Source organism: Pseudoalteromonas tunicata, from assembly GCF_002310815.1.
GTDB lineage: Bacteria > Pseudomonadota > Gammaproteobacteria > Enterobacterales > Alteromonadaceae > Pseudoalteromonas > Pseudoalteromonas tunicata.
On sequence record NZ_CP011032.1, the window covers coordinates 199,076 to 218,356 of the forward strand.

Below are 19,281 nucleotides of genomic sequence, written 5' to 3' on the forward strand. Positions count from 1 at the left end.
ACTCATAAAACTGTCAAATATATGTATTAAATTAGGGGCTCTTTAGCCCCTTTTTTTAAGAAGTTATCTATGAAATATTTACTATCGACTTTAGCTTTGTGTATCAGCAGTTATGCCAGTGCCGACTTGTCTGCATGTAAACTAGACCCATCAGTGATTGCAGCACAATACGACATTATTACGCAAAAGGGCGAGCAGGTTGTTAATCAACCTTTTGAGTTATGGCGTAATGGCAATTTAGTAGCGCATTACCAACCTAATCAGCGCATGAGTGAAATTTGGCAGCATTTGAGTAATGGCCAAATTCGCCCTATTCGTTACTTTGAAGATTATAAACATGGTATCGAATATCAATCTGTCGATTTAATCGGCACCACAGCCGTCCCTGCTTGGCATGATAAATATCAACTTATTACCGAACAGCAGTTTAATAAAATGACCTTAATAGAGCAAAGTGGTGAGGGCTGTGAGCAATTACAGACCTATACACTTAATAATAAGGTGGTCGCGTTAACGGTTAAATGGTTACCTGCGCAAAAGTTAGTGCAATCTTTAAAAGCGATAAAAAAAGATGCGAGCGAAGAGTGGCAGCTTAAGCATGTCATTACAGCCCAAAGTGAAATAAAACAGAAGTTTGCAGTATGGGATCAATATCAAACCACAGATTATGCCGATGTGGGTGATAATGAGTCAGACCCAATGCTCGCTAAGATGATTAAATTGGGGTTTATTTCTCATGGTGCTTCGGGATTTTATAATGCTGATGGCACTCAGATTGAAGGTAGTCACCATCACTAAAGAGTATTGATTGCGTTGATCTAGGCATCAGGTTAGATTCTCAAAATTAACCTTGAGGAGCTGACTTAATGCCTGCGTCGTTATGGCCTATCTTTTACGTCCTTGTCTCAGCCATTTTTATGGCGACCATTGGTATTTTCGCCCGTTTTGCAGCCTTGCCCGCCGAACATATTACCTTCTATCGTTTAGCCATTGGTGCCAGTTGCGTGCTGCTCTATTTGGTTGTTAGCCGACAGCAACGCGCTATTTGGCATAAACCAGCTTGGAGCACTGTGCTCAATGGTGTGATGTTGGCAAGTTTTATGGTGTGTTACATCGAAGCAATGCATTACACCAGTATGGCTAATGCGATTATGTTGATTTACCTCGCACCTTTATTTGCCGCAGTTGTTGCGCACTTTCTTTATCAAGAGCGATTAGGTATTGCCAGTGTTGTCGCAATTATGCTGGCATTATTTGGCTTTGCCATGATGATGAATTTTAAATGGTCTTTTACACATGCCGAGCAAGAGCAGGTTGGGCTATTTTATGGGGTATTAAGTATGCTCAGCTACGGTACTTTTATTTTACTTAATCGTAAAAAGACCATTCATTCTCCTTATCAAAGTACCTTGATACAGCTTTTGGTTGGCTCCTTGTGTGTATTACCTTTTGTCCTCACACATCCTGTTGCTATAACGTTTAATCAAGGTTTATGGCTGCTTGCAATTGGCATCATTCCTGGATTTTTAGCGATGCTATTTGCGGTTAAAGCGTTGCGTGAATTACCCGCAATGACTTTTTCTACTTTAGCTTATATAGAACCTGTCGCGGTGGTCATAATGGCATGGTTAATTTTTAACGAGCAGTTAGGCATATTACAGCAAGTGGGCTGCGGATTAATTATTGCCGCAGGTATTGCGCAAAGCTTTGTTGAGCACTCAAATAAAAAACGTCGAGCGCTAAAAGTTAAGGCTGAAACATATGTCTCAGCCCAATGAGCTTAAAGTAAGTTTTTATCTAAAAAGGTTTTCACTTCATTTAAATAACTCATTTGGTTATCTAAATTCCAAAATCCATGACCTTCTTTTTCAATTAAAAAAGAGGTGTAAGCCTTTTTATGAAGATTAAGTGCTTCTTTGAGTTTATTTATATGCTCAACCGGCGCACGCTCATCACGTTCGCCATGGGCTAAAAATAAAGGCACTTTAATTTTATCGACGGCATAAACTGGTGAATTTTGTTTTAGAATATTTTCATCAGTACCAATTACTTTACTTAAGTAGTCATATGTATTGCTGCGTTTTTGTAAATCACCTTTGGTGTATAACAAGGCTAAATCGTAAATACCAGCATTAGCGATAGCGCATTGGTAGGTATCAGGATAAAGAACGGTACTTTGTACAGCTGAATATGCACCGAAACTTGCCCCCATAATACAAACTTTATTGGCGTTAGCTAAACCTTGTTGTACCGCCCAGTCAACCGCATTTTTGAGATCTGTTTGAATTAACGAACCCCAATTTTTATAACCTGCACTTAAAAACTGCTGACCGTAACCTGATGAACCACGATAATTAACTTGTAATACTGAGTAGCCGTTGAGGGCTAAAAATTGGACCTCAGGATCAAAGCCCCAAGTATCTCTGACTCCGTGCGGGCCCCCGTGAACTAACAATACTAATGGTGCAATTGTTTTACTTTGGGCTTGTTGTTTTGCTTTGGTAAAATAACCGGCCACAGTGAAATCACCACTTTTAAAGTTGACAGGCTCTGTGAATGCTAATTGGTCTTTTGCTATGTTTAAACTATTTGGAAACAGCCCCTTGAGCTCATTTTTCTTTTTATTATAAATATAATATTCACCAGGATTAATATCTGACGATACTTTTACAATCGAGAGCACACCATCTTTGGTTTGGCTTTCAACACTCACTGCGTTGCCGGTAAAGGTCGCTAAAATATCTTTAAATGCCTTTGCCTCTGGGATATTTTTATTGAGTAAAATGTAGACCGGAAAGCCATCATCTAGCCGTAAAGCGTAGATATTTTTACCATCATGAGTAAGATTTACAGATGAAACATCTACTTTTTTATCAGTGAATACGGCTTTGTAGCTGCCATCGGCAAATGAGTATTTAAACAGTCCGGTTAAATCTTGGTTTAAGTTATCTAACGCATAAAAGCCACTGTTATCATTGGTAATTGTAAGCGGGTAAAAAGCAGAACCAAATAGGCTATTATTTACTTTTTGCCATTGGCCATCGACATTAAAATAAACAATTTTTTCATTTTCTTGGCTTAGGCCAATCGCAAGTTTTGGCTCGCCTTCTTGATCCGTCACAATTTTAACATTAGGTGCAGGTGCACGGCCTAAGTCTTTTTGATTACCACGGTAGATATTGATTTTACGCAATTCACCTAAACGATCTTCTTTATCGCTCATTGCAGTGGACAAGATTAAAATATGACGCTTATCGTCAGGTAAGGTATCGACGATAGTGGCCCAGCCAAAATCTTGTTGTTTACGAGCAAGGCGTGTGCCGGTTTGGTCTTCGCCTGAGCGATAACCATAAATTAAATTGGAATTTTTACCATCGTAATCAACCGCTAATAGCTCACCATAAGATTCGGTATATTCAAGCCAAGCTGCTTTTTGTACGACTTCAATCACTAAACGTTCGTCATTCGCCCAGATATAAGGACCAACTTCGCTATTGCCTTCAAGGCTAATTAGGCCAACAAATTTAAGTGTTTTACGGTCGGTTATTGCAAGGGCTTGCTTACCCTGATGGTTAATTCGCATAGAGATGTAATCACCACTTGGTGAAATTTGTACATCATTATACTGCATGGCGTTAAATAAATTTTTAAACTCAACTGCGAGTGAAAGGGGACTGGTTAATGTGCACAGTATCAGCACAACGTTCATAAATAATCGAGTTATCATTGTTATATCCTTGTTAATGAATGAGCAAGTATATAAAAAGAAAATCGAAATTGGTACAGACGTTTAGTTGCCGCTAATGATCTTAATGAGTTTATTTACAAACAATTTTACAGCTGTTTCGTCGTTAAATTTAAATGCGAGACCGTAATGGATTGGTTTGCTGCTTTTAAAAATACGCGTAGGGAAGCGGGTCATTTCGGCGCTATGAAAATAACCTTCTTTATGTTTTACCCCTTCAAGTGCACTTAAGTCGGCAACAAATACTTCATACGCAGGGCGAATAATAAGTTGGGGAATACTGCTATCAATATGTAAATAAAAGGCTTCTTTGCTATTAGGTAACATGTACTCGGTCAGGTTTTTAATGTTGAAGTTTGAGCGACATTGAAGCTCAGTTAAACAGGTGCTGATTTGCTGTTGGGTAATGGCCACAGAATGTTCCAGAAAGTACTAATAGTTTCAATTCATTAGACGCTATCAGCTCTTGCTTAGCAATAAAAAAAGCCCACAATAAGTAAACTTAAAGTAGGCTTCGGGAACAACAACTACATTTGTCAGGGTTGTTACTTAACATCGGGGGCAGAAATTAAGTGAACTCAGGTTTGGTTAGTGATCGTGCTCTTGGGCTATCCCTAACCATGTTATTTTATTTGGCTCGAAATCAAGCTCTAACAAGGTGCTTGCTTTTTGGTCGTGTAAATCAACAGCAATAATCTTTTGCTGTTGTTTAGCCGCAATAAATAAGGTTTCATCGGCATGCGAATATGCAAGATTAAAAGTATCGTCAGTTTGGCTTAATACTTTAAAGCGCGCCGTTACTTGCCACTTTTCTTCAGCAGCAAATATCGATAAGTAGCCTTCGCTATCGATTACATATAGGTGACCTTCTTCTTGCTCTGCGATGGAGGCAATCACCGAAATACTGTCATTCTCACGCCATGTAATTTCACTCATTTGCTGATTTTCTGGATCAATAAAGTAAAAGTAATTGCGCTGTGCATTACCAATAAACAGTGGGCTATCATGGCTTGATTTTAGCGAGCCAATTCGGGCTCCCGCAGGCATATTTGTCAGGTTTGCAATTTTGCTATTGGTGAAGTTTTCGCCCGACTGCGTTACAACTAGCACACCGTCACTACAGCCAAAAGCAATATGGTCTTGATTTTGCGCACTGCCATGTAAACTTGGGCAATTGAGTTCAAAGCGCTGCTCTTGATGAAAGTGGTCGCCATGTTGATGATATAAGTCAACAAAGTCAGGTAATGTATTGGTTGCTGCTTCGCTGCGATGGGTGGTTAAGACAAAATCTTCGCGCAATTGTGCTGTGCCGTGCATTGCATTCTCGAAGGTGTGCTCTGCCACAATTTTACCTTGTTCAATTGCATGATCATCAAGAATTAAAAAACCAGCTGGAATATTTAGGCTATTGTCACCATCAATAAATAAACTAGCGCGGTCTTCATTTACATCAAAATGAGTTGGTTTAGCTTGGCTAATGTTAAAACTAATCATGCTTGGATCTGTTTGATAGCTATGATCGTGATCACCATGGTCTTCTTGATATAAACCGCCATCAATAAATTCAACTAAATCATTAGCACGTTGCACTGCAACAGCATAGCGCAGTCCTGGGCTTGCATATAAACCGTCAATAATATGAGTGGTATTAAAAGTGTCTAATAACTGGTTTTTATCTAACTCAAACATCGACAGGGTTGCGTGTTCAGCATGACTAATTGCTAAACGGCCTTTTGATGATATGGTTTCGTGTTTATGGTCGTTGTCTTTTTGTTTAGCTTGTTCAGCGGCCATTTTATCAATTTCACTATTACACGCGGTTAATAAAGTTAAAGTGCAGACAAGGCTTGTTAGTTTAAATCGTTTTAGATACATCAGAAGCAGAACTTATGTTATGTGATAATATATCATTATGTTATATTGTAACGTATCTTTTTGGAAGTACAAAATACCGAAATTTTTAAATCTCGGTATTAAGAGTACTAAGATAAGTTTAAATTGCCGCTAATGTTTGTTCTATTGCTCGCCGCCAACCGCGTAACAGTGTTTGGCGTTGAGAGCCGCTGATATTGGGCCGAAATTGCTGCGCGATGGTGAGGGTATGTTTCAGTGCTGTACTATTGGGCCAAAAGCCAACCGCTAAACCAGCTAAAAAAGCAGCTCCTAACGCTGTACTTTCGGTTTGATTGGGTCTTAGTACTGTGATATCGCTAATATCGGATTGAAATTGTAGTAAAAAGTCATTTGATGCGGCGCCGCCATCAACTTTTAATTCGAGCAAATTGATACCGCTTTCTTGCGACATCAAGGTCAAAATTTCATGGCTTTGATATGCAATCGCTTCAAGTGCGGCGCGAATTATATGATTCCGATTGGCCCCTCTTGATAAACCCACCAAAGTACCGCGAGCATCTGGTTGCCAATAGGGTGCACCGAGTCCTGTAAAAGCGGGCACTAAATATACCCCGTTATTATCGCTGACACTTTTAGCCGCTTGTGCTGTTTCATTTGCATGTTGAATTAAACCCAGTTCATCTCTTAGCCATTGCACTACCGCACCGCCCATAAAAACTGAACCTTCAAGTGCATAGCAGACGCCGCCATCAGGGCCAATGGCCAAAGTGGTAATGAGCCCTTTGGTTGAGTTAATTGCCTGTTTGCCGGTATTCATTAACATAAAACAGCCGGTTCCATAGGTGTTTTTTACACTGCCAGCATCAGTGCATTGTTGACCGAATAAAGCGGCTTGTTGGTCGCCTGCCATACCTGCAATGGGAATTGGCTGCTCGGGGTTAAGCAAGCAGGTGACACCGTAAATTGCTGAAGAAGGTTGTACGGTTGGTAATAAACTGGCTGGAATATCAAATAACGCTAACAGTGTTTTATCCCAGCATTGCTGGTGGATGTTGTAAAGCATAGTGCGAGAGGCGTTTGTCGGGTCGGTGACATGCACTTTGCCTTCGGTTAATTGCCAAAGTAGCCAAGTATCTATGGTGCCAAATAATAGTTCGCCACGCTCAGCTCTTGCTCTTATGCCGTCTACATTATCTAAGATCCACTTAATTTTTGAGGCAGAAAAATAAGGATCAAGCACTAATCCGGTGCGTGTTTTAATCTCATTTTCATGACCTGCATGCTTTAAAGCTTGGCACAGCTCGTTACTTCGGCGACATTGCCACACAATCGCGTTATAAACCGGTTTACCTGTGTTTTTATCCCAAATTACCGTGGTTTCGCGCTGATTAGTGATACCGATTGCAGCAATGTGTGACAGATCAATTTCAGCATGTTTAAGCGCTTGTTTAAGGGTTGATAACTGCGATTGCCAAATTTCTTCGGCGTCATGTTCAACCCAACCCGCTGCGGGATAATATTGTTTAAATTCTTGCTGAATTGAGGCAATTAAATGAGCGGATTGATCAAAAATTAAGGTCCGAGAGCTGGTTGTTCCTTGATCTAATGCCACAACGTATTTTTTTATCGCGCTGGTTGTCATGCCTAAACCTTAATTGAAATTGCAAAGCTAATGTTTATTAAACTACCTATTTTGTAAGGTAATTTGCAATCTTATTTTTGGGATTTTATATATTTCAATTGGTTAGCTTTATGGTGGGTTAATAATTTGAGCCAAATACTCTTGTAATCTTTGGTGCTTAAGGTTCGCAAGCACTACCTGAAATCAACTAGAGACGTTAGATTTCATTAGATAGCAAGGCGAGTAATAAAAAAGTTTTGTCGTTTTTATTACTCGTTCTTAAATTATATGTTTGGTTCAGACATGATCGCTTCTTTTAGTGATGCGATTTCGATTTGTTTACCCATTTGGTACTGAAGCTGCCAATAAAGTGGTGGTGTAACACTTGTAATTAATATCACCGCATAAAGCATGTGAGCAGCAAGGCCGTAAACTAAACCTAAGCACAATAAAATACCGAGAAAAATAAGCGGGCGAGAATTGCTTGGTAATAAGCGCCATGCGCTGAGCATACTCACTAGATAAATCACCACAAAAACGCCATTGACCCATGCTATTAAGTCTTCAATATTTTGTTTGGCCACGTAAGTAAAAATAAGCACGCAGGCCATTAGAAGCAAAATGCTCGCCAGTGCGCGAGTAGGCACTTGAAATTGATTTTTTTGGCTAAAATAGCGCGGCATTATGCCATCTTGGCTAAAACTACACAGTAAACGCGCAACACTAGCAGTGTAAACATTGACAGTTGCTAGGCCGCCTGCAATCCCTAAAGCACCAATAATGATCGTGCCATAACCGCCTAAAAGTTGATTAAATGCTGCTGCCATTGCCAAGGGTTCATTATTAGGCACTTCTAACAGCAACCAAGTGCAAGCTAAGTATAACGCGCCGACGAGCAATGTACCTATCATCATAGCTGGGATCATATCGCGTTTTGGGTGCTTAAAGTCATCGGCAAGATGAGTCATGGCTTCGACTCCTAAAAAGCTCCAAAAAGCCAAACCTGCAGCTAGCATAATTAAATCAAACTCAACAAATGTGGTTTTAGGCACAGGGACTGAAAGGGTTAATGTTGCGGCGCCTAGTAGTAAAAGCACCACAATTACAATCATTAGTGTCAATAAAAACTGCAACTTAGCGGATACATGAATACCCCGATAGTTAAGCAAAAATAACAAGAGCAGTGTTCCAAGTTCCATTAGAAGTTGCGCCAAAGGAGTGAGGTTAACTAAGGCGTTTACAAACTGAAATGTCATTAAAATAGCTGCTGGTGCGCCAATTGGTACGACAAACAAAAAAATAACACCTATCACTCTACCCGTCAGTCGGCCAAAGGCTTGTTCGGCAAAATAGGCAGGCCCTGCAGCATGAGGGTGAAGGGCGCTTAAACGAGCAAATACTAACGTTACCGGAATAATCGCAATTGTGAGTAATAACCAAGCAATTAAGGCACCTTGCTGGGCAATATTGATGGTCATTTGCGGTAAAATAAAAATACTGGTGCCAAGCAATGTCGTGGCCATTAGCCCTGCACCTTGCCAGCGACCAATTCCGTGATTTTTTATTGTCATCGTTCTGTTCTATCAGGTTATTTTGCTGATATTCTAGCGCTTAATTAACAGGCTAATTGCACAATCAAACCGCCTTTTTGACGGAAATTTTATTTTATACCGTCATTTTGTCGGTTTAAATGCCAGATGGTATAAGGAAAAAGTGGCATCATGGATAAATTCGATCAGCAAATTATTGAGCAGTTAAAAAAGAATGCTCGGATCAGTGTTTCTGCTATTGCTGAAACCGTGAGTTTATCGCGTTCTGCAGTATCGGAACGGATCAAAAAACTAGAGCAAAATGGCTTAATACGCGGTTATCAAGTCTTACTGAGTGAGTCACAAAAAGCAGGGGTTACAGCGTATTTTGAAATTCAGCATCAATGTGCGCGTTGCGCTGATGTGGTGCATGTTTTTCAGGCCATTCCTGAGGTGGTAACGTGTCGGGGTATAACTGGAGATATGGATTTATTGGTTTATATTAAAGCGCCATCGATGCAGCGTTTGCACCAAATTCGCGAAGAGCTAGATTCGCATCCTGATATTATTAAAATTAAAACCCATGTGGTACTGAGTGAATGGATTAATAACCAATAAAAAGCAGGTTAAACTTGTATAGACAAGAGTAACCTGCAAATTGGTTGGTTTTAATTGATTGAATCAGTTAGTTTTTATAAAATTTTGAGTCTTTGGTTAAGATGAGTTGCGGGTCATCAATGCCTGTTACGGTGAAAGCAACATCGGTGACTTTCTGGCTTAAATCGTAGCCATCAGCAATTAAGGTTACAGGGACTTTTTGCATCAGGCCAGGCAGCACCGTAATAGTGTTCGGTGCGTTGAGTACAGCATGTTCAATACCTGCCACTTTGATAGTAAAGTGCTGTACTTTTTGAGTTTTATTGCTGATTGTTAAGGTATAAGGATTTTCAATTAAGCCCTCAAAATTCATGCGATACAATACGTTGCGATCGCGCAGTACAGATACCTCCAGTGGTACACGCACCGCCAGCCAAATTGCCATAATCGCAAAAATAGCGACGGTAAACACAGCATAACCGACTAATTTTAAGCGCCAAGGGTTGGTAGGTTTACCAGCCATATTATTTTCACTGGTGTATTTAATGAGGTCTTTTTCATAGCCAAATTTTTCCATGGTTTGGTTACAAGCATCAATACATAAGCCACAGTTAATGCATTCATATTGCAAACCATTACGAATATCGATACCCGCAGGGCAGACTTCAACACATAAATTACAGTCGACACAGTCGCCAAGGTTTTTGCTTTTTGGGTCTTCTTTGCGTTTACGTGGGCCACGGTTTTCGCCGCGTTCGTTATCGTAAGTTACCAACAAGGTGTCTTTATCAAACATAACGGATTGAAAACGAGAATAAGGGCACATGTAAATACACATTTTTTCTCGAAGCCAACCTGCGTTGCCATAAGTACACAATGCAAATAAAAACACCCAAAACACCACTAAACCACTGGCCTGCCAAGTTGCAAGGTCAGCGTACAAATCATAAACAGGAATAAAGTAGCTCATAAATGTGGTGGCAGTGAGCACCGACATGGCAATCCAGACGGTGTGTTTTGCTGCTTTTTTTAGGATCTTTTCTCGTGTAATGGTTGATTTGTCGAGTTTTATTCTTTGATTGCGGGTTCCTTCAATTTTATGCTCAACCCAAATAAACATCAGCATCCATACCGTTTGTGGACAAACATAACCACACCATACGCGGCCAAGCCAGTTAGTGACAAAAAATAAGGCAAACGCCCCTGCCATAAATAACCCTGCAACCAACATAAAGTCTTGCGGCCAAAGAGTGAGAGCAAAAATTTTAAATTGTTGATTGGCTACATCAAACAAAATGGCTTGCTGGCCTTGATAGGGGATAAAAGGAATTAAAATGAATCCAAGCATTAAGAGCCAGTTAAGGACTCTGCGATATTGCTGAAATCTCCCTTTTTGCTCTCGCACATAAATACTTTGATCTTGCTTGTAGGGCTTAATGATCAAATCTTCTTCTTTAATATCAAACTTCATAGTGGTTTTCTCGATAACGGTAATAACCACTTAACTCAAGGAGTATGCCATGTTTTAACATGTTTAATTTATTGATTTTAAATGATTTAAATTTTAGGTTGGCTTTTTTGTGTGTGATATATCGTGGGGTGCACGGTATATCGTGCTTTTTGGTAGTGTGATCATTAACGCATGATATTTTACCAAATTGTTGATTGTTATTACCGAGTGATAATATAAAAGTATTAGCTAAATTTGATATGTTTATTCAATTGAGATTTCTATAGCGTACAGCAGGTATTTCGACCACTATTTTTAGCTTGGTATAACGCTTTATCAATGCGGTGAAATAGACTTTTGCTGGTATCGCGCGCATGTAAATAACTAGTGATACCTAAACTGATGGTAATGTTAAATTCATCATGGAACGAATGTACCTGCGTGAGTCTACGTAGTTTTTCGGCGAGCTCAGCTGCTTGTTGCTGGCCAGTATTAGGAGTAATAATTAAAAACTCTTCACCACCCCAACGAAATAGGCTGTCTGATTCACGAATATGCGCTTTGAGCAATTGTGCAACTTGAATCAAAACTTGATCGCCTGTTAAGTGTCCATATTTATCGTTTACATTTTTAAAGTGGTCAATATCAATTAAAATAATAGAAAGTTCAGTACTATAACGTTCGCTATGGGCTATGTTACTTTCTAGTTTTTCATTACACGCTATCCGGTTTCCCACCTGCGTAAGCGTATCGGTACGACTTTCGCTTCGTAATTTTATTTCTTTTGAGTCATCTTTAATGATGGCTATCGACCTTTTTTCGTTGTTTTGCCAATAAGAGGCCACTGAGATGCTGACTGGAATATTTTGACCATGTTTGTTTTTGGCAAATAGCTGAGACTTTCGATTCTGCATAGCTAAATGTTGATATGATTGAATAAACTCAGTGCGTTTTTTATGATGTGTGGCGCGATATCTATCGGGTACTAACTCATCAATGCATAGTTTTTTTAATGAAGATAATTGATAGTCAAAAAGTTCACATGCTTTTTTATTTGCTCTAATAATTAATCCCTTTTCGTTGGCGTTGATAATAGCGTATGGAGAGGCGTTAAAAAGCGCTTCAATTTCGTTATATTTACTGACCAATAAAGATAAGGTAAAAACCAAGTAACCAAAACAAAGCACCAACAAGCCAATGATAATTGTAAAAAAATAAACTAATAAGTTTTCAAATTCTTGTAAGTTTTCTTCGGCTTTTTGTTTGGTTGATGCGACAGATGAGCGGGTTTGGGCGATTATATTTCCTAGTGCTTGGATGGCATGTGTATCATCAACCCTTACCTTTAAATCTATTTGTTCGATATCTAAATTATTTGAAATAAGTTGATGAGCAATCGAAAGTTTTTCTTGGTAAAGCACAACCGTATCACGTAAAAGATTGATGTTGGTTATTTGATCTTCGTTTAAGTCGAGTTTGAGATAAGCGTCAATGGCATCAAGTGTAATTTGTGCTTTATCGATAGCTTTGTAGTAGTAATTAACATCTTTGCGTAGCACATAATTTTTAAAGTTATGAATAAAACCGCCATAACCAAAGCCATAGATAAGATCTTGGAGAAAATGAGACCGCTTAATTTCTGGAGTTGAAAATTGGACTAATATATCTTCAGAATATTTTGCTTGTTGCCAAAGCTTTAAGCCAAATAAAGCGACAGCTGCGATACAAATTAGCCCTAAAATAACTGCGCCTAGTAACTTTAATTTTAAAGTGAATCTATTTTTTATATCCATATGAAAAGTTTTTCACTCCAATCCTTTGAAATTATCTAAAGTATTGCAGAATAAAAGCCAAACTCAATATGAATGTGTGATTTGTTTATTTGGAAATTATTGATATTTTTTTTTTAAAATAAAGACATAAATAACTTGATAGTCAGTATTTGCTTATTTGTGGAACCTAAATGCAAATATCATTTAAGTGCCCTAACTTGATATAAAAAGGCACTTTGATATCAGTAAAACAACGTGTGTAATAGTGGTAATTAACCAAAGGTTTAGATGTAAAACTTTGCAAATAAACTCATTGGTATAAGCGCTATAAATAGCGCCTAGAAAAGGCTTGGTTATCCGCCGTCAAAGTGATTAGTATTGTGATGATTGCGACGAGATCTCATCATGGCCTAAGGTAACAAGTAAATTATTTAACAGGCTTGAGGCTCCAAAGCGAAATGTGTTTTGGCTGAGCCATTCATCACCTAAAATACGAGTTGCTAGCTGTAAATATTGCGCCGCTTGTGTGGCATCTTTTACTCCTCCAGCAGCTTTAAAACCACACTTTGGGTTGTGTTCTTTAATTGCTTCAAGCATTATTTTTGCCGCATCTAAGGTTGCGTTGATAGCGACTTTTCCGGTTGATGTTTTGATAAAGTCAGCACCAGCAGCAATGGCGATTTCAGACGCCTTTTTTATCAAAGCAGGCTGGTTTAATTCACCCGATTCAATGATGACTTTTAAAATAGCTTTATTGTTGCATATCGCTTTACAGCCTTTAACTAAGTCAAAACCAATTTGTTCATCACCACCCATCAGTGCGCGATAAGGAAAAACGACATCAACTTCATCAGCCCCCGCTTCGATTGCTGCAACCGTTTCTTTAACAGCAAGTTCAATATCCGCATCGCCAGCGGGAAAGTTTGTCACTGTGGCTATTTTGATATCGTTAGCACCTAGTTGCGTTAATGTTTGGCGTGCTAAGCCAATAAATTTGGGGTAAATACAAATGGCAGCAGTATGACCGGCAACTGACGATGCTTGGTGACATAAAGCGATGATTTTTTCTGCGCTGTCATTCGTATTTAAACTGGTTAAATCCATAAAATTTATGGCTTGCTGAGCGGCGTGTTTTAAATCGTTCATAAAGAAAAGTTGCCTAAAAAAGTGTTGTCTCGCTCGAGGTTAAGCAATCTTTCTTTGAAATACCATTACTTTTTATGAAGAAAATACCATTAACTAGCAAGTAGTTAGGGGGCGTAGATTTTAAAGGTTAAGTTTTTAACGTACCTAAGATATCAATTTGAAGTAATGCGATACACCTGTTATAAAAACAAATCTATTTTGTAGTTATAAATTGTTTTTATGTCGTCAGTTTTGAATCAAAGAGCCAAATAATGAGTGAAATTACCTTTAACCGTTGACATTGGGTTGATTTAACAAAGGCAGATTATGTGCAATACCACGATGAAGAATGGGGAGAGCCGGTCTACGACGATAAAAAAATGTTTGAATTTGTGGTATTAGAATCTGCGCAAGCAGGGCTTAGCTGGTACACTATTTTAAAACGCAGAGCAAACTACCGTGCAGCCTTTGCGCAATTTGATGTTGAGCAAGTTGCTTGTTTTGATCAGCAAAAAGTGGAGTCATTAATGCAAGACAGCGGCATTATCCGCAATCGTGCGAAAATTAATGCCACCATTTCAAACGCTCAAGCATTTATAAAAATTCAGCAAGAATTTGGTAGTTTTTCAGATTATTTATGGGCTTACTTTAACTACCAACCCATAGTAAACCTGCCTAAATGTAAAAGCGATTATCAAGCGACCTCAGATATTTCTGATAGCATTAGTAAAGATTTGAAAAAGCGCGGTTTTAAGTTTTTTGGTTCAACCATTTGTTATGCACACTTACAAGCCTGCGGCTTAATAAACGATCACAGTGCTGATTGTTTTAAATCAGCATTAAAAAAGGTCAATACGCCCTAGCTTTTTGGGTTACTCGTGCATCCAATATCCTGGATGTTCTGTAAAATAACGATATTGACGTTTAGGTGTTTGGCAGGTTTGCAACTCGTTTGCTACCGAGAGCAAAATCCAATCTTCACGATGGGCTGTGCCCATGTTTTTCCCGCCTGATAAGTCAAAACAACTTAGTTCTGTGCTGCTGGGTACCAACAAATAACGGTTAGTTCCTTCTTGTAGCCATTGATAGGCATTGCGCTCTTGCTCTTCAACTGGTGCTAGGTAACTAAAGTGAGTCACACTCATTGGTGAAAATAAAATAAACTGTTCTTTGAACTTTATTAAACCTAACTCAGCATCTTCGCCAATATGCGCTGCGACATCATGCATTAAGCTTTTTGGGGTGCGAATATCTTCAAGTAAACTGTATCCCCAAGTGCTAATGAGCGACCATGACAAAGCGCTAACAAATGCAATACGAATTAATGCCACTTGTTTACGTAGTGCGATTAAACCAACAATCCAAAGTGTACTTAAAGTTAAAATTAAATAACTAAAGTGAGTTAAATCATTGGTGTAGTCGGCTAGTTTTTTCAAAATTTTAGGGTGGTGTATAAACGCAAATATTCCCACTACCAATAAAATCATCGCTAATAGCCATAGTAATGCGCTCACTAATCGCTCAAACCAGCGATTAATTGTTTGGCCGGTTAACATTGCAGAGCATGCTAAGGCGAGCATAGGTAATGCAGGTAAAATATACACATTACGTTTACCAGGGCTAAGGCTAAAAAACAAAATAACTAGGGCAACCCAAATAAGCAAAATAGCGATAATAGGGTCGGCCTTTACTTTATTGACTACGGTTCGCCAATAAGTAATCAATAAAAATGGGATTGGAAACCACAACCAAGGAATAACGCTTACCATAAAAAAATACCAAGGTTTAATGTGGTGCCATGAATTCACATAGCGCTCGCCAGTTTGCTTAAATAAAATATTATTTTGATAAGCGACTAATTCAGGCGTATTAAGCGATTGCACGGTCAGTACCATAGGAATAAGCCAGCATGCAATTACACTGAGCAACGCAACAGGGCCAAGTAAACAGCGCCAAGTTAAACGACCAGCAAACAATTGTTTGTCTTTTAAGCCATAAATGATAATTGGGATCATCATTAACAAAGGTAAAAATCCTACACCTTTGGTGATCACACCTAGGCCCATAAAGGCCCAACCAAGAAAATACCAGCGCCAGCCATCACCAAGCATGAAATGGCGCACCAAACCGTAACAACCAAGCGTGATCCAGCACATCACCATAGCATCGATTTGTGCTGCTTTAGCTTGAATTAAAAACTGAGGCACTAATAGCAATAACAAGGCCGCATTACGAGCAATGCGCACATTCCAAAGCCTTGCGCCTAAATCATAAACAAGAAAAACAGTCAGTAAACCACACAAGGCATTGGGAATTAAAAACGCCAGTTTTAAGTCGCCAATTAGTTTATAACATGCTGCAATTGCCCACATAAACACCGGTGGTTTATCGGGGTAGTATTCACCTCCACGCATCGGAAAGAGCCATTGATTGGCCGCCACCATTTCTCTGGCAACTTCAACAAATCGAGGTTCATCGGCAGGCCACGGAGAGCGAAAACCAATACCAACTAATAACAATCCTAAGCTGATGAATAAAAGAGGCCATAAAACCTGGTAATAGTCATCACTATTAAAGCGATCACGAAACGATTGCATTTTCTCTCCTTATTATTCGGTGACCAGCTCAGACACTTGTTTACGCAAACGTGAGCGATAAAGATAAGTACCTATAATGCTTGAAATCACAAACAAACTAATGCTGATAGCCAGCTGATAATGATCGGATAAACCAATGCCTGCACCGGCAAAACTAAAAATCAGCATTTGGGGTAAATAACCAATTGTGCTGCCAATAAAAAAGCCATGAGCCGGAACGTGAGTGGCGCCAGCAAAAAGGTTGGTCAATAAGTTACTGCCTACAGGCAATAAGCGGATCATTAATACTTTAAGCCAAGTTTGTGTGCCAATGAGATTTTCAAACTTTTGCAATCGCTGGCCAAAGCGTTTTTGTAAACTACTGCGAACGGTGAGGCGGGCGACATAAAATGCAATGATACAACCAAGTAGCGTAGCTAAGGTTGAAAACAATGCGCCATTTAAGCCACCTAAAGCAAAACCAAACACAAACGCAATGACTTGGCGAGGTCCGCCAATGGCGGTAAAAAGTGCGCCAATACCAAGCAAAATAAACAGCCCTAACGCACCTTGTTTGGCAACAAACTGCGCAACCCAATTGCTGTCGGTAAGATGCTCAAACATGCCTTGCTGAGTTGCTATCATTAGAATTAGCAAGACGCTGATAATAAATAATGTTTTTAAAATGCGTTTCATTCTTCGGCTTTATTAGTTTGAGTCGCTTTACTGATATTAACGATTTTAGAGCGTCGAATTAGCCACATAACCCCTAAAATATCAACAATTCCAACCCAAGCTCGGTTCCAAGCTGTGTATTTTGATACCCCAACGGTACGGTCGCGATGATTAACCTCGGAAATTAAAATTTCACCACCCATACGACGAACCAGCGCGGGAATATAGCGATGCATATGATTAAAATAAGGGAAACGTAAAAAGGTCTCGCGGGGAAATAGCTTTAAACCACAGCCGGTATCGGGCACACCATCGTGCAGTAATGCATCGCGGACCTTATTGGCAAAGCGAGATTGAAAGCGTTTCCAAGCAGTATCCTTTCGATTTTTGCGATAACCCGCTATGCAAAAATGTGGTGAGTTAATGTTAGGTAATAAAGCGAGCATAGCAGGAATATCAGCAGGATCATTTTGGCCATCGGCATCAAGCGTTACGATATATTGCCCTTTTGCATGATGCACAGCGGTGTAAATCGCGGTGCTTTGACCTGTACTTGCGTTATGACGAATTGCATGCGCATTACAGTTCATTTGCTGACCTGTTGTGATGATTTCATCAAAGGTATTGTCTGAGCTGCCATCATCAACAACAACAATTTCAAATTCGGTCAAACCTTGTAAGGCATGACAAATTTCAATCATTAATGGGCCTATATTGCCTACTTCATCTTTTGCAGGGATCACAACAGAAATCAAAAGCCTATCCTTTGTTCTCTTTAAAAAGAAGCAATACAGTATCGCAATTTTATGACAATAAATATGGTCAATTCGGACAAAATTCCGACTTTTTGTCCAAATGTCACTTTTTATATAATACACCATTTAGCGTTGGCGTTTTATGCCTAACTTTTGCATTCGAGAGCGTAAGGTACTGGCCGGTAAGGCTAAAATTTTAGCTGCTCCTTGCTCTCCACCAATCACCCAGTGGCAATGTTTTAATACTTGCAGAATGTGGTCTTTTTCTGCCTCAGCGAGGCTGGCTAAAGAATGACTCTGAGTTACTTGATTAGGAACCAATTTTTGTTGCAATTTTAAGGTGTTGGAATGCGATAAAATGACTTCACGCTCAAGAATATTTTGGAGCTCTCTGATATTTCCAGGCCAATCATATTTCATTAGAGCCGCTAAACTTTGTTGGTTAATGCTTTTTATTTGTTTACCGAGCTTTTTATTCAAATGCCCTAAAATATTGATGCACAACAATGGAATGTCTTCTAATCGTTCGCGTAAGGCTGGCACCGCAATAGGAAATACATTTAAGCGATAGAATAAGTCCATCCTAAAAGTACCTTTTTCAACCATTGCACGTAAATCACGATTAGTTGCTGCAATAATTCGAATATTGACTTTGATGGTTTGATTTCCACCGACACGCTCAAACTCTTGTTCTTGTAATACCCGAAGCAGCTTACTTTGCGCTGCAAGTGATAACTCACCAATTTCATCTAAAAATAGGGTGCCTTTATCAGCAAGTTCAAAGCGACCTTTGCGGCGCTCGTTAGCTCCGGTAAATGAGCCTTTTTCGTGGCCAAAGAGCTCAGACTCGAGTAAGTTCTCACTAAAAGCGGCGCAGTTTACTTTGACTAAAGGGGCATTTTTGCGCTGACTTAGTTGATGAATATTTCGTGCAACCAGCTCTTTACCTGTGCCATTTTCACCTAAAATGAGCACAGTACTGTCGGTTTTACTAACTAATTCGATTTGGCTGAGCATCGACTGATAAATTGCGCTTTGTCCCACTAAGCCAGAACCAGCCCAGCTTTCAGATAACTCACTTTGTAAATAGACGTTTTCAGCTAGTAGTTTCTCACTTAACTGCCGGATTTCACTCAGTGCGTTACGCAGATCTAAATCAGTTTGTTTTTGCTGGCTAATATCTCGAAATAATGCCACAGCACCAACTATTTCACCTTGGTGATAAACCGCTGTTGATGTGTATTCAACATCAAATCGGCTGCCATCTTTACGCCAAAAAACTTCGTTATCGACATGCCTTGTTTTACCGTCTTTTACGGTTGCATAAATATGACACTCGTCCGCTGGATAACAGCGACCATCAGCATGGCTATGATGATGGTACTGATGGATTTTTTTACCAAGTAACTCATTGTTTTGCCAGCCAGTCATCCGCTCGGCCGCAGGATTAATAAAAACTGCATTACCTTCAAGGTCAAAGCCGTAAATTCCTTCAGCTACAGCATTGAGCAGTAAGTCTGAATTCGCTAATAAGTCTTTTAAATCGTTCATAAATAAAGCCACGAGATATCGTGCCGCTATT

Annotated in this window: 16 protein-coding genes; 4 read left to right on the forward strand and 12 right to left on the reverse strand. The window is 39.4% G+C overall.

The window, feature by feature from the left end; translation table 11 throughout:
- Nucleotides 1–69 precede the first annotated feature (69 nt).
- A complete protein-coding gene (locus tag PTUN_RS00905; protein WP_009839174.1) occupies nt 70–798 on the forward strand; it encodes a hypothetical protein in 729 nt (242 codons plus the stop codon).
- A gap of 68 nt (nt 799–866) precedes the next feature.
- Complete coding sequence (locus tag PTUN_RS00910; protein WP_009839173.1) at nt 867–1,778, forward strand: DMT family transporter; 912 nt, start codon at nt 867–869, stop codon at nt 1,776–1,778.
- Between the two features lie 2 nt (nt 1,779–1,780).
- On the opposite strand, the gene PTUN_RS00915 is transcribed toward PTUN_RS00910, so the two are convergent.
- The 5 genes from PTUN_RS00915 to yjeH form a co-directional block, all read right to left on the reverse strand.
- Entirely contained in the window at nt 1,781–3,727 is a 1,947-nt protein-coding gene (locus tag PTUN_RS00915) for an alpha/beta hydrolase family protein (RefSeq protein WP_040644041.1), read from the reverse strand.
- A 63-nt stretch (nt 3,728–3,790) separates the two neighbouring features.
- Nucleotides 3,791–4,159, reverse strand: coding sequence for a hypothetical protein (locus PTUN_RS00920; RefSeq protein WP_009839171.1), 369 nt, complete (start codon nt 4,157–4,159; stop codon nt 3,791–3,793).
- Nucleotides 4,160–4,333: 174 nt separating this feature from the next.
- Complete coding sequence (locus PTUN_RS00925) at nt 4,334–5,620, reverse strand: hypothetical protein (RefSeq protein WP_009839170.1); 1,287 nt, start codon at nt 5,618–5,620, stop codon at nt 4,334–4,336.
- A gap of 118 nt (nt 5,621–5,738) precedes the next feature.
- On the reverse strand, nt 5,739–7,241 hold the full coding sequence (gene glpK, locus PTUN_RS00930; protein ID WP_009839169.1) for a glycerol kinase GlpK: 1,503 nt from the start codon (nt 7,239–7,241) through the stop codon (nt 5,739–5,741).
- 263 nt (nt 7,242–7,504) lie between these two features.
- Complete coding sequence (gene yjeH, locus PTUN_RS00935) at nt 7,505–8,791, reverse strand: L-methionine/branched-chain amino acid transporter (protein WP_009839168.1); 1,287 nt, start codon at nt 8,789–8,791, stop codon at nt 7,505–7,507.
- Nucleotides 8,792–8,941: 150 nt separating this feature from the next.
- Between yjeH and PTUN_RS00940 the strand changes: the two genes are divergently transcribed.
- Nucleotides 8,942–9,367 carry an Lrp/AsnC family transcriptional regulator gene (locus PTUN_RS00940; RefSeq protein ID WP_009839167.1) on the forward strand — a complete coding sequence of 142 codons (426 nt, stop codon included), beginning with the start codon at nt 8,942–8,944 and terminating at the stop codon, nt 9,365–9,367.
- A gap of 67 nt (nt 9,368–9,434) precedes the next feature.
- On the opposite strand, the gene ccoG is transcribed toward PTUN_RS00940, so the two are convergent.
- From ccoG to deoC, 3 genes are all read right to left on the reverse strand, one after another.
- Nucleotides 9,435–10,817 carry a cytochrome c oxidase accessory protein CcoG gene (gene ccoG, locus PTUN_RS00945; protein ID WP_009839166.1) on the reverse strand — a complete coding sequence of 461 codons (1,383 nt, stop codon included), beginning with the start codon at nt 10,815–10,817 and terminating at the stop codon, nt 9,435–9,437.
- Between the two features lie 260 nt (nt 10,818–11,077).
- On the reverse strand, nt 11,078–12,589 hold the full coding sequence (locus PTUN_RS00950) for a sensor domain-containing diguanylate cyclase (protein ID WP_009839165.1): 1,512 nt from the start codon (nt 12,587–12,589) through the stop codon (nt 11,078–11,080).
- 351 nt (nt 12,590–12,940) lie between these two features.
- On the reverse strand, nt 12,941–13,714 hold the full coding sequence (deoC, locus tag PTUN_RS00955; protein WP_009839164.1) for a deoxyribose-phosphate aldolase: 774 nt from the start codon (nt 13,712–13,714) through the stop codon (nt 12,941–12,943).
- 308 nt (nt 13,715–14,022) lie between these two features.
- Here deoC and PTUN_RS00960 point away from each other — a divergent pair, with 308 nt between their 5' ends.
- A complete protein-coding gene (locus tag PTUN_RS00960; protein WP_009839163.1) occupies nt 14,023–14,556 on the forward strand; it encodes a DNA-3-methyladenine glycosylase I in 534 nt (177 codons plus the stop codon).
- Between the two features lie 9 nt (nt 14,557–14,565).
- Here the strand turns inward: PTUN_RS00960 and PTUN_RS00965 are convergent, their stop codons facing one another.
- The 4 genes from PTUN_RS00965 to PTUN_RS00980 all read right to left on the reverse strand — a co-directional run bounded on the left by PTUN_RS00965 (nt 14,566) and on the right by PTUN_RS00980 (nt 19,250).
- Complete coding sequence (locus tag PTUN_RS00965) at nt 14,566–16,290, reverse strand: ArnT family glycosyltransferase (RefSeq protein ID WP_009839162.1); 1,725 nt, start codon at nt 16,288–16,290, stop codon at nt 14,566–14,568.
- A 12-nt stretch (nt 16,291–16,302) separates the two neighbouring features.
- Complete coding sequence (locus PTUN_RS00970; RefSeq protein WP_009839161.1) at nt 16,303–16,965, reverse strand: TVP38/TMEM64 family protein; 663 nt, start codon at nt 16,963–16,965, stop codon at nt 16,303–16,305.
- The gene (locus PTUN_RS00975) at nt 16,962–17,699 is read right to left on the reverse strand and encodes a glycosyltransferase family 2 protein (RefSeq protein WP_009839160.1); all 738 of its coding nucleotides are present in this window, start codon (nt 17,697–17,699) and stop codon (nt 16,962–16,964) included. Before PTUN_RS00975 ends, PTUN_RS00970 begins: the two co-directional genes overlap by 4 nt.
- Nucleotides 17,700–17,825: 126 nt before the next feature.
- Entirely contained in the window at nt 17,826–19,250 is a 1,425-nt protein-coding gene (locus tag PTUN_RS00980) for a sigma-54 interaction domain-containing protein (RefSeq protein WP_009839159.1), read from the reverse strand.
- Nucleotides 19,251–19,281 lie beyond the last annotated feature (31 nt).

Excerpts from the sequence above, each read along its gene's own strand:
- yjeH (WP_009839168.1), bottom strand. The coding sequence starts at position 8,791 with ATGACAATAAAAAATCACGGAATTGGTCGCTGGCAAGGTGCAGGGCTA.
- PTUN_RS00915 (WP_040644041.1), bottom strand. The coding sequence starts at position 3,727 with ATGATAACTCGATTATTTATGAACGTTGTGCTGATACTGTGCACATTA.
- PTUN_RS00970 (WP_009839161.1), bottom strand. The coding sequence starts at position 16,965 with ATGAAACGCATTTTAAAAACATTATTTATTATCAGCGTCTTGCTAATT.
- deoC (WP_009839164.1), bottom strand. The coding sequence starts at position 13,714 with ATGAACGATTTAAAACACGCCGCTCAGCAAGCCATAAATTTTATGGAT.
- PTUN_RS00925 (WP_009839170.1), bottom strand. The coding sequence starts at position 5,620 with ATGTATCTAAAACGATTTAAACTAACAAGCCTTGTCTGCACTTTAACT.
- ccoG (WP_009839166.1), bottom strand. The coding sequence starts at position 10,817 with ATGAAGTTTGATATTAAAGAAGAAGATTTGATCATTAAGCCCTACAAG.
- PTUN_RS00980 (WP_009839159.1), bottom strand. The coding sequence starts at position 19,250 with ATGAACGATTTAAAAGACTTATTAGCGAATTCAGACTTACTGCTCAAT.
- glpK (WP_009839169.1), bottom strand. The coding sequence starts at position 7,241 with ATGACAACCAGCGCGATAAAAAAATACGTTGTGGCATTAGATCAAGGA.
- PTUN_RS00965 (WP_009839162.1), bottom strand. The coding sequence starts at position 16,290 with ATGCAATCGTTTCGTGATCGCTTTAATAGTGATGACTATTACCAGGTT.
- PTUN_RS00905 (WP_009839174.1), top strand. The coding sequence starts at position 70 with ATGAAATATTTACTATCGACTTTAGCTTTGTGTATCAGCAGTTATGCC.
- PTUN_RS00950 (WP_009839165.1), bottom strand. The coding sequence starts at position 12,589 with ATGGATATAAAAAATAGATTCACTTTAAAATTAAAGTTACTAGGCGCA.
- PTUN_RS00940 (WP_009839167.1), top strand. The coding sequence starts at position 8,942 with ATGGATAAATTCGATCAGCAAATTATTGAGCAGTTAAAAAAGAATGCT.
- PTUN_RS00910 (WP_009839173.1), top strand. The coding sequence starts at position 867 with ATGCCTGCGTCGTTATGGCCTATCTTTTACGTCCTTGTCTCAGCCATT.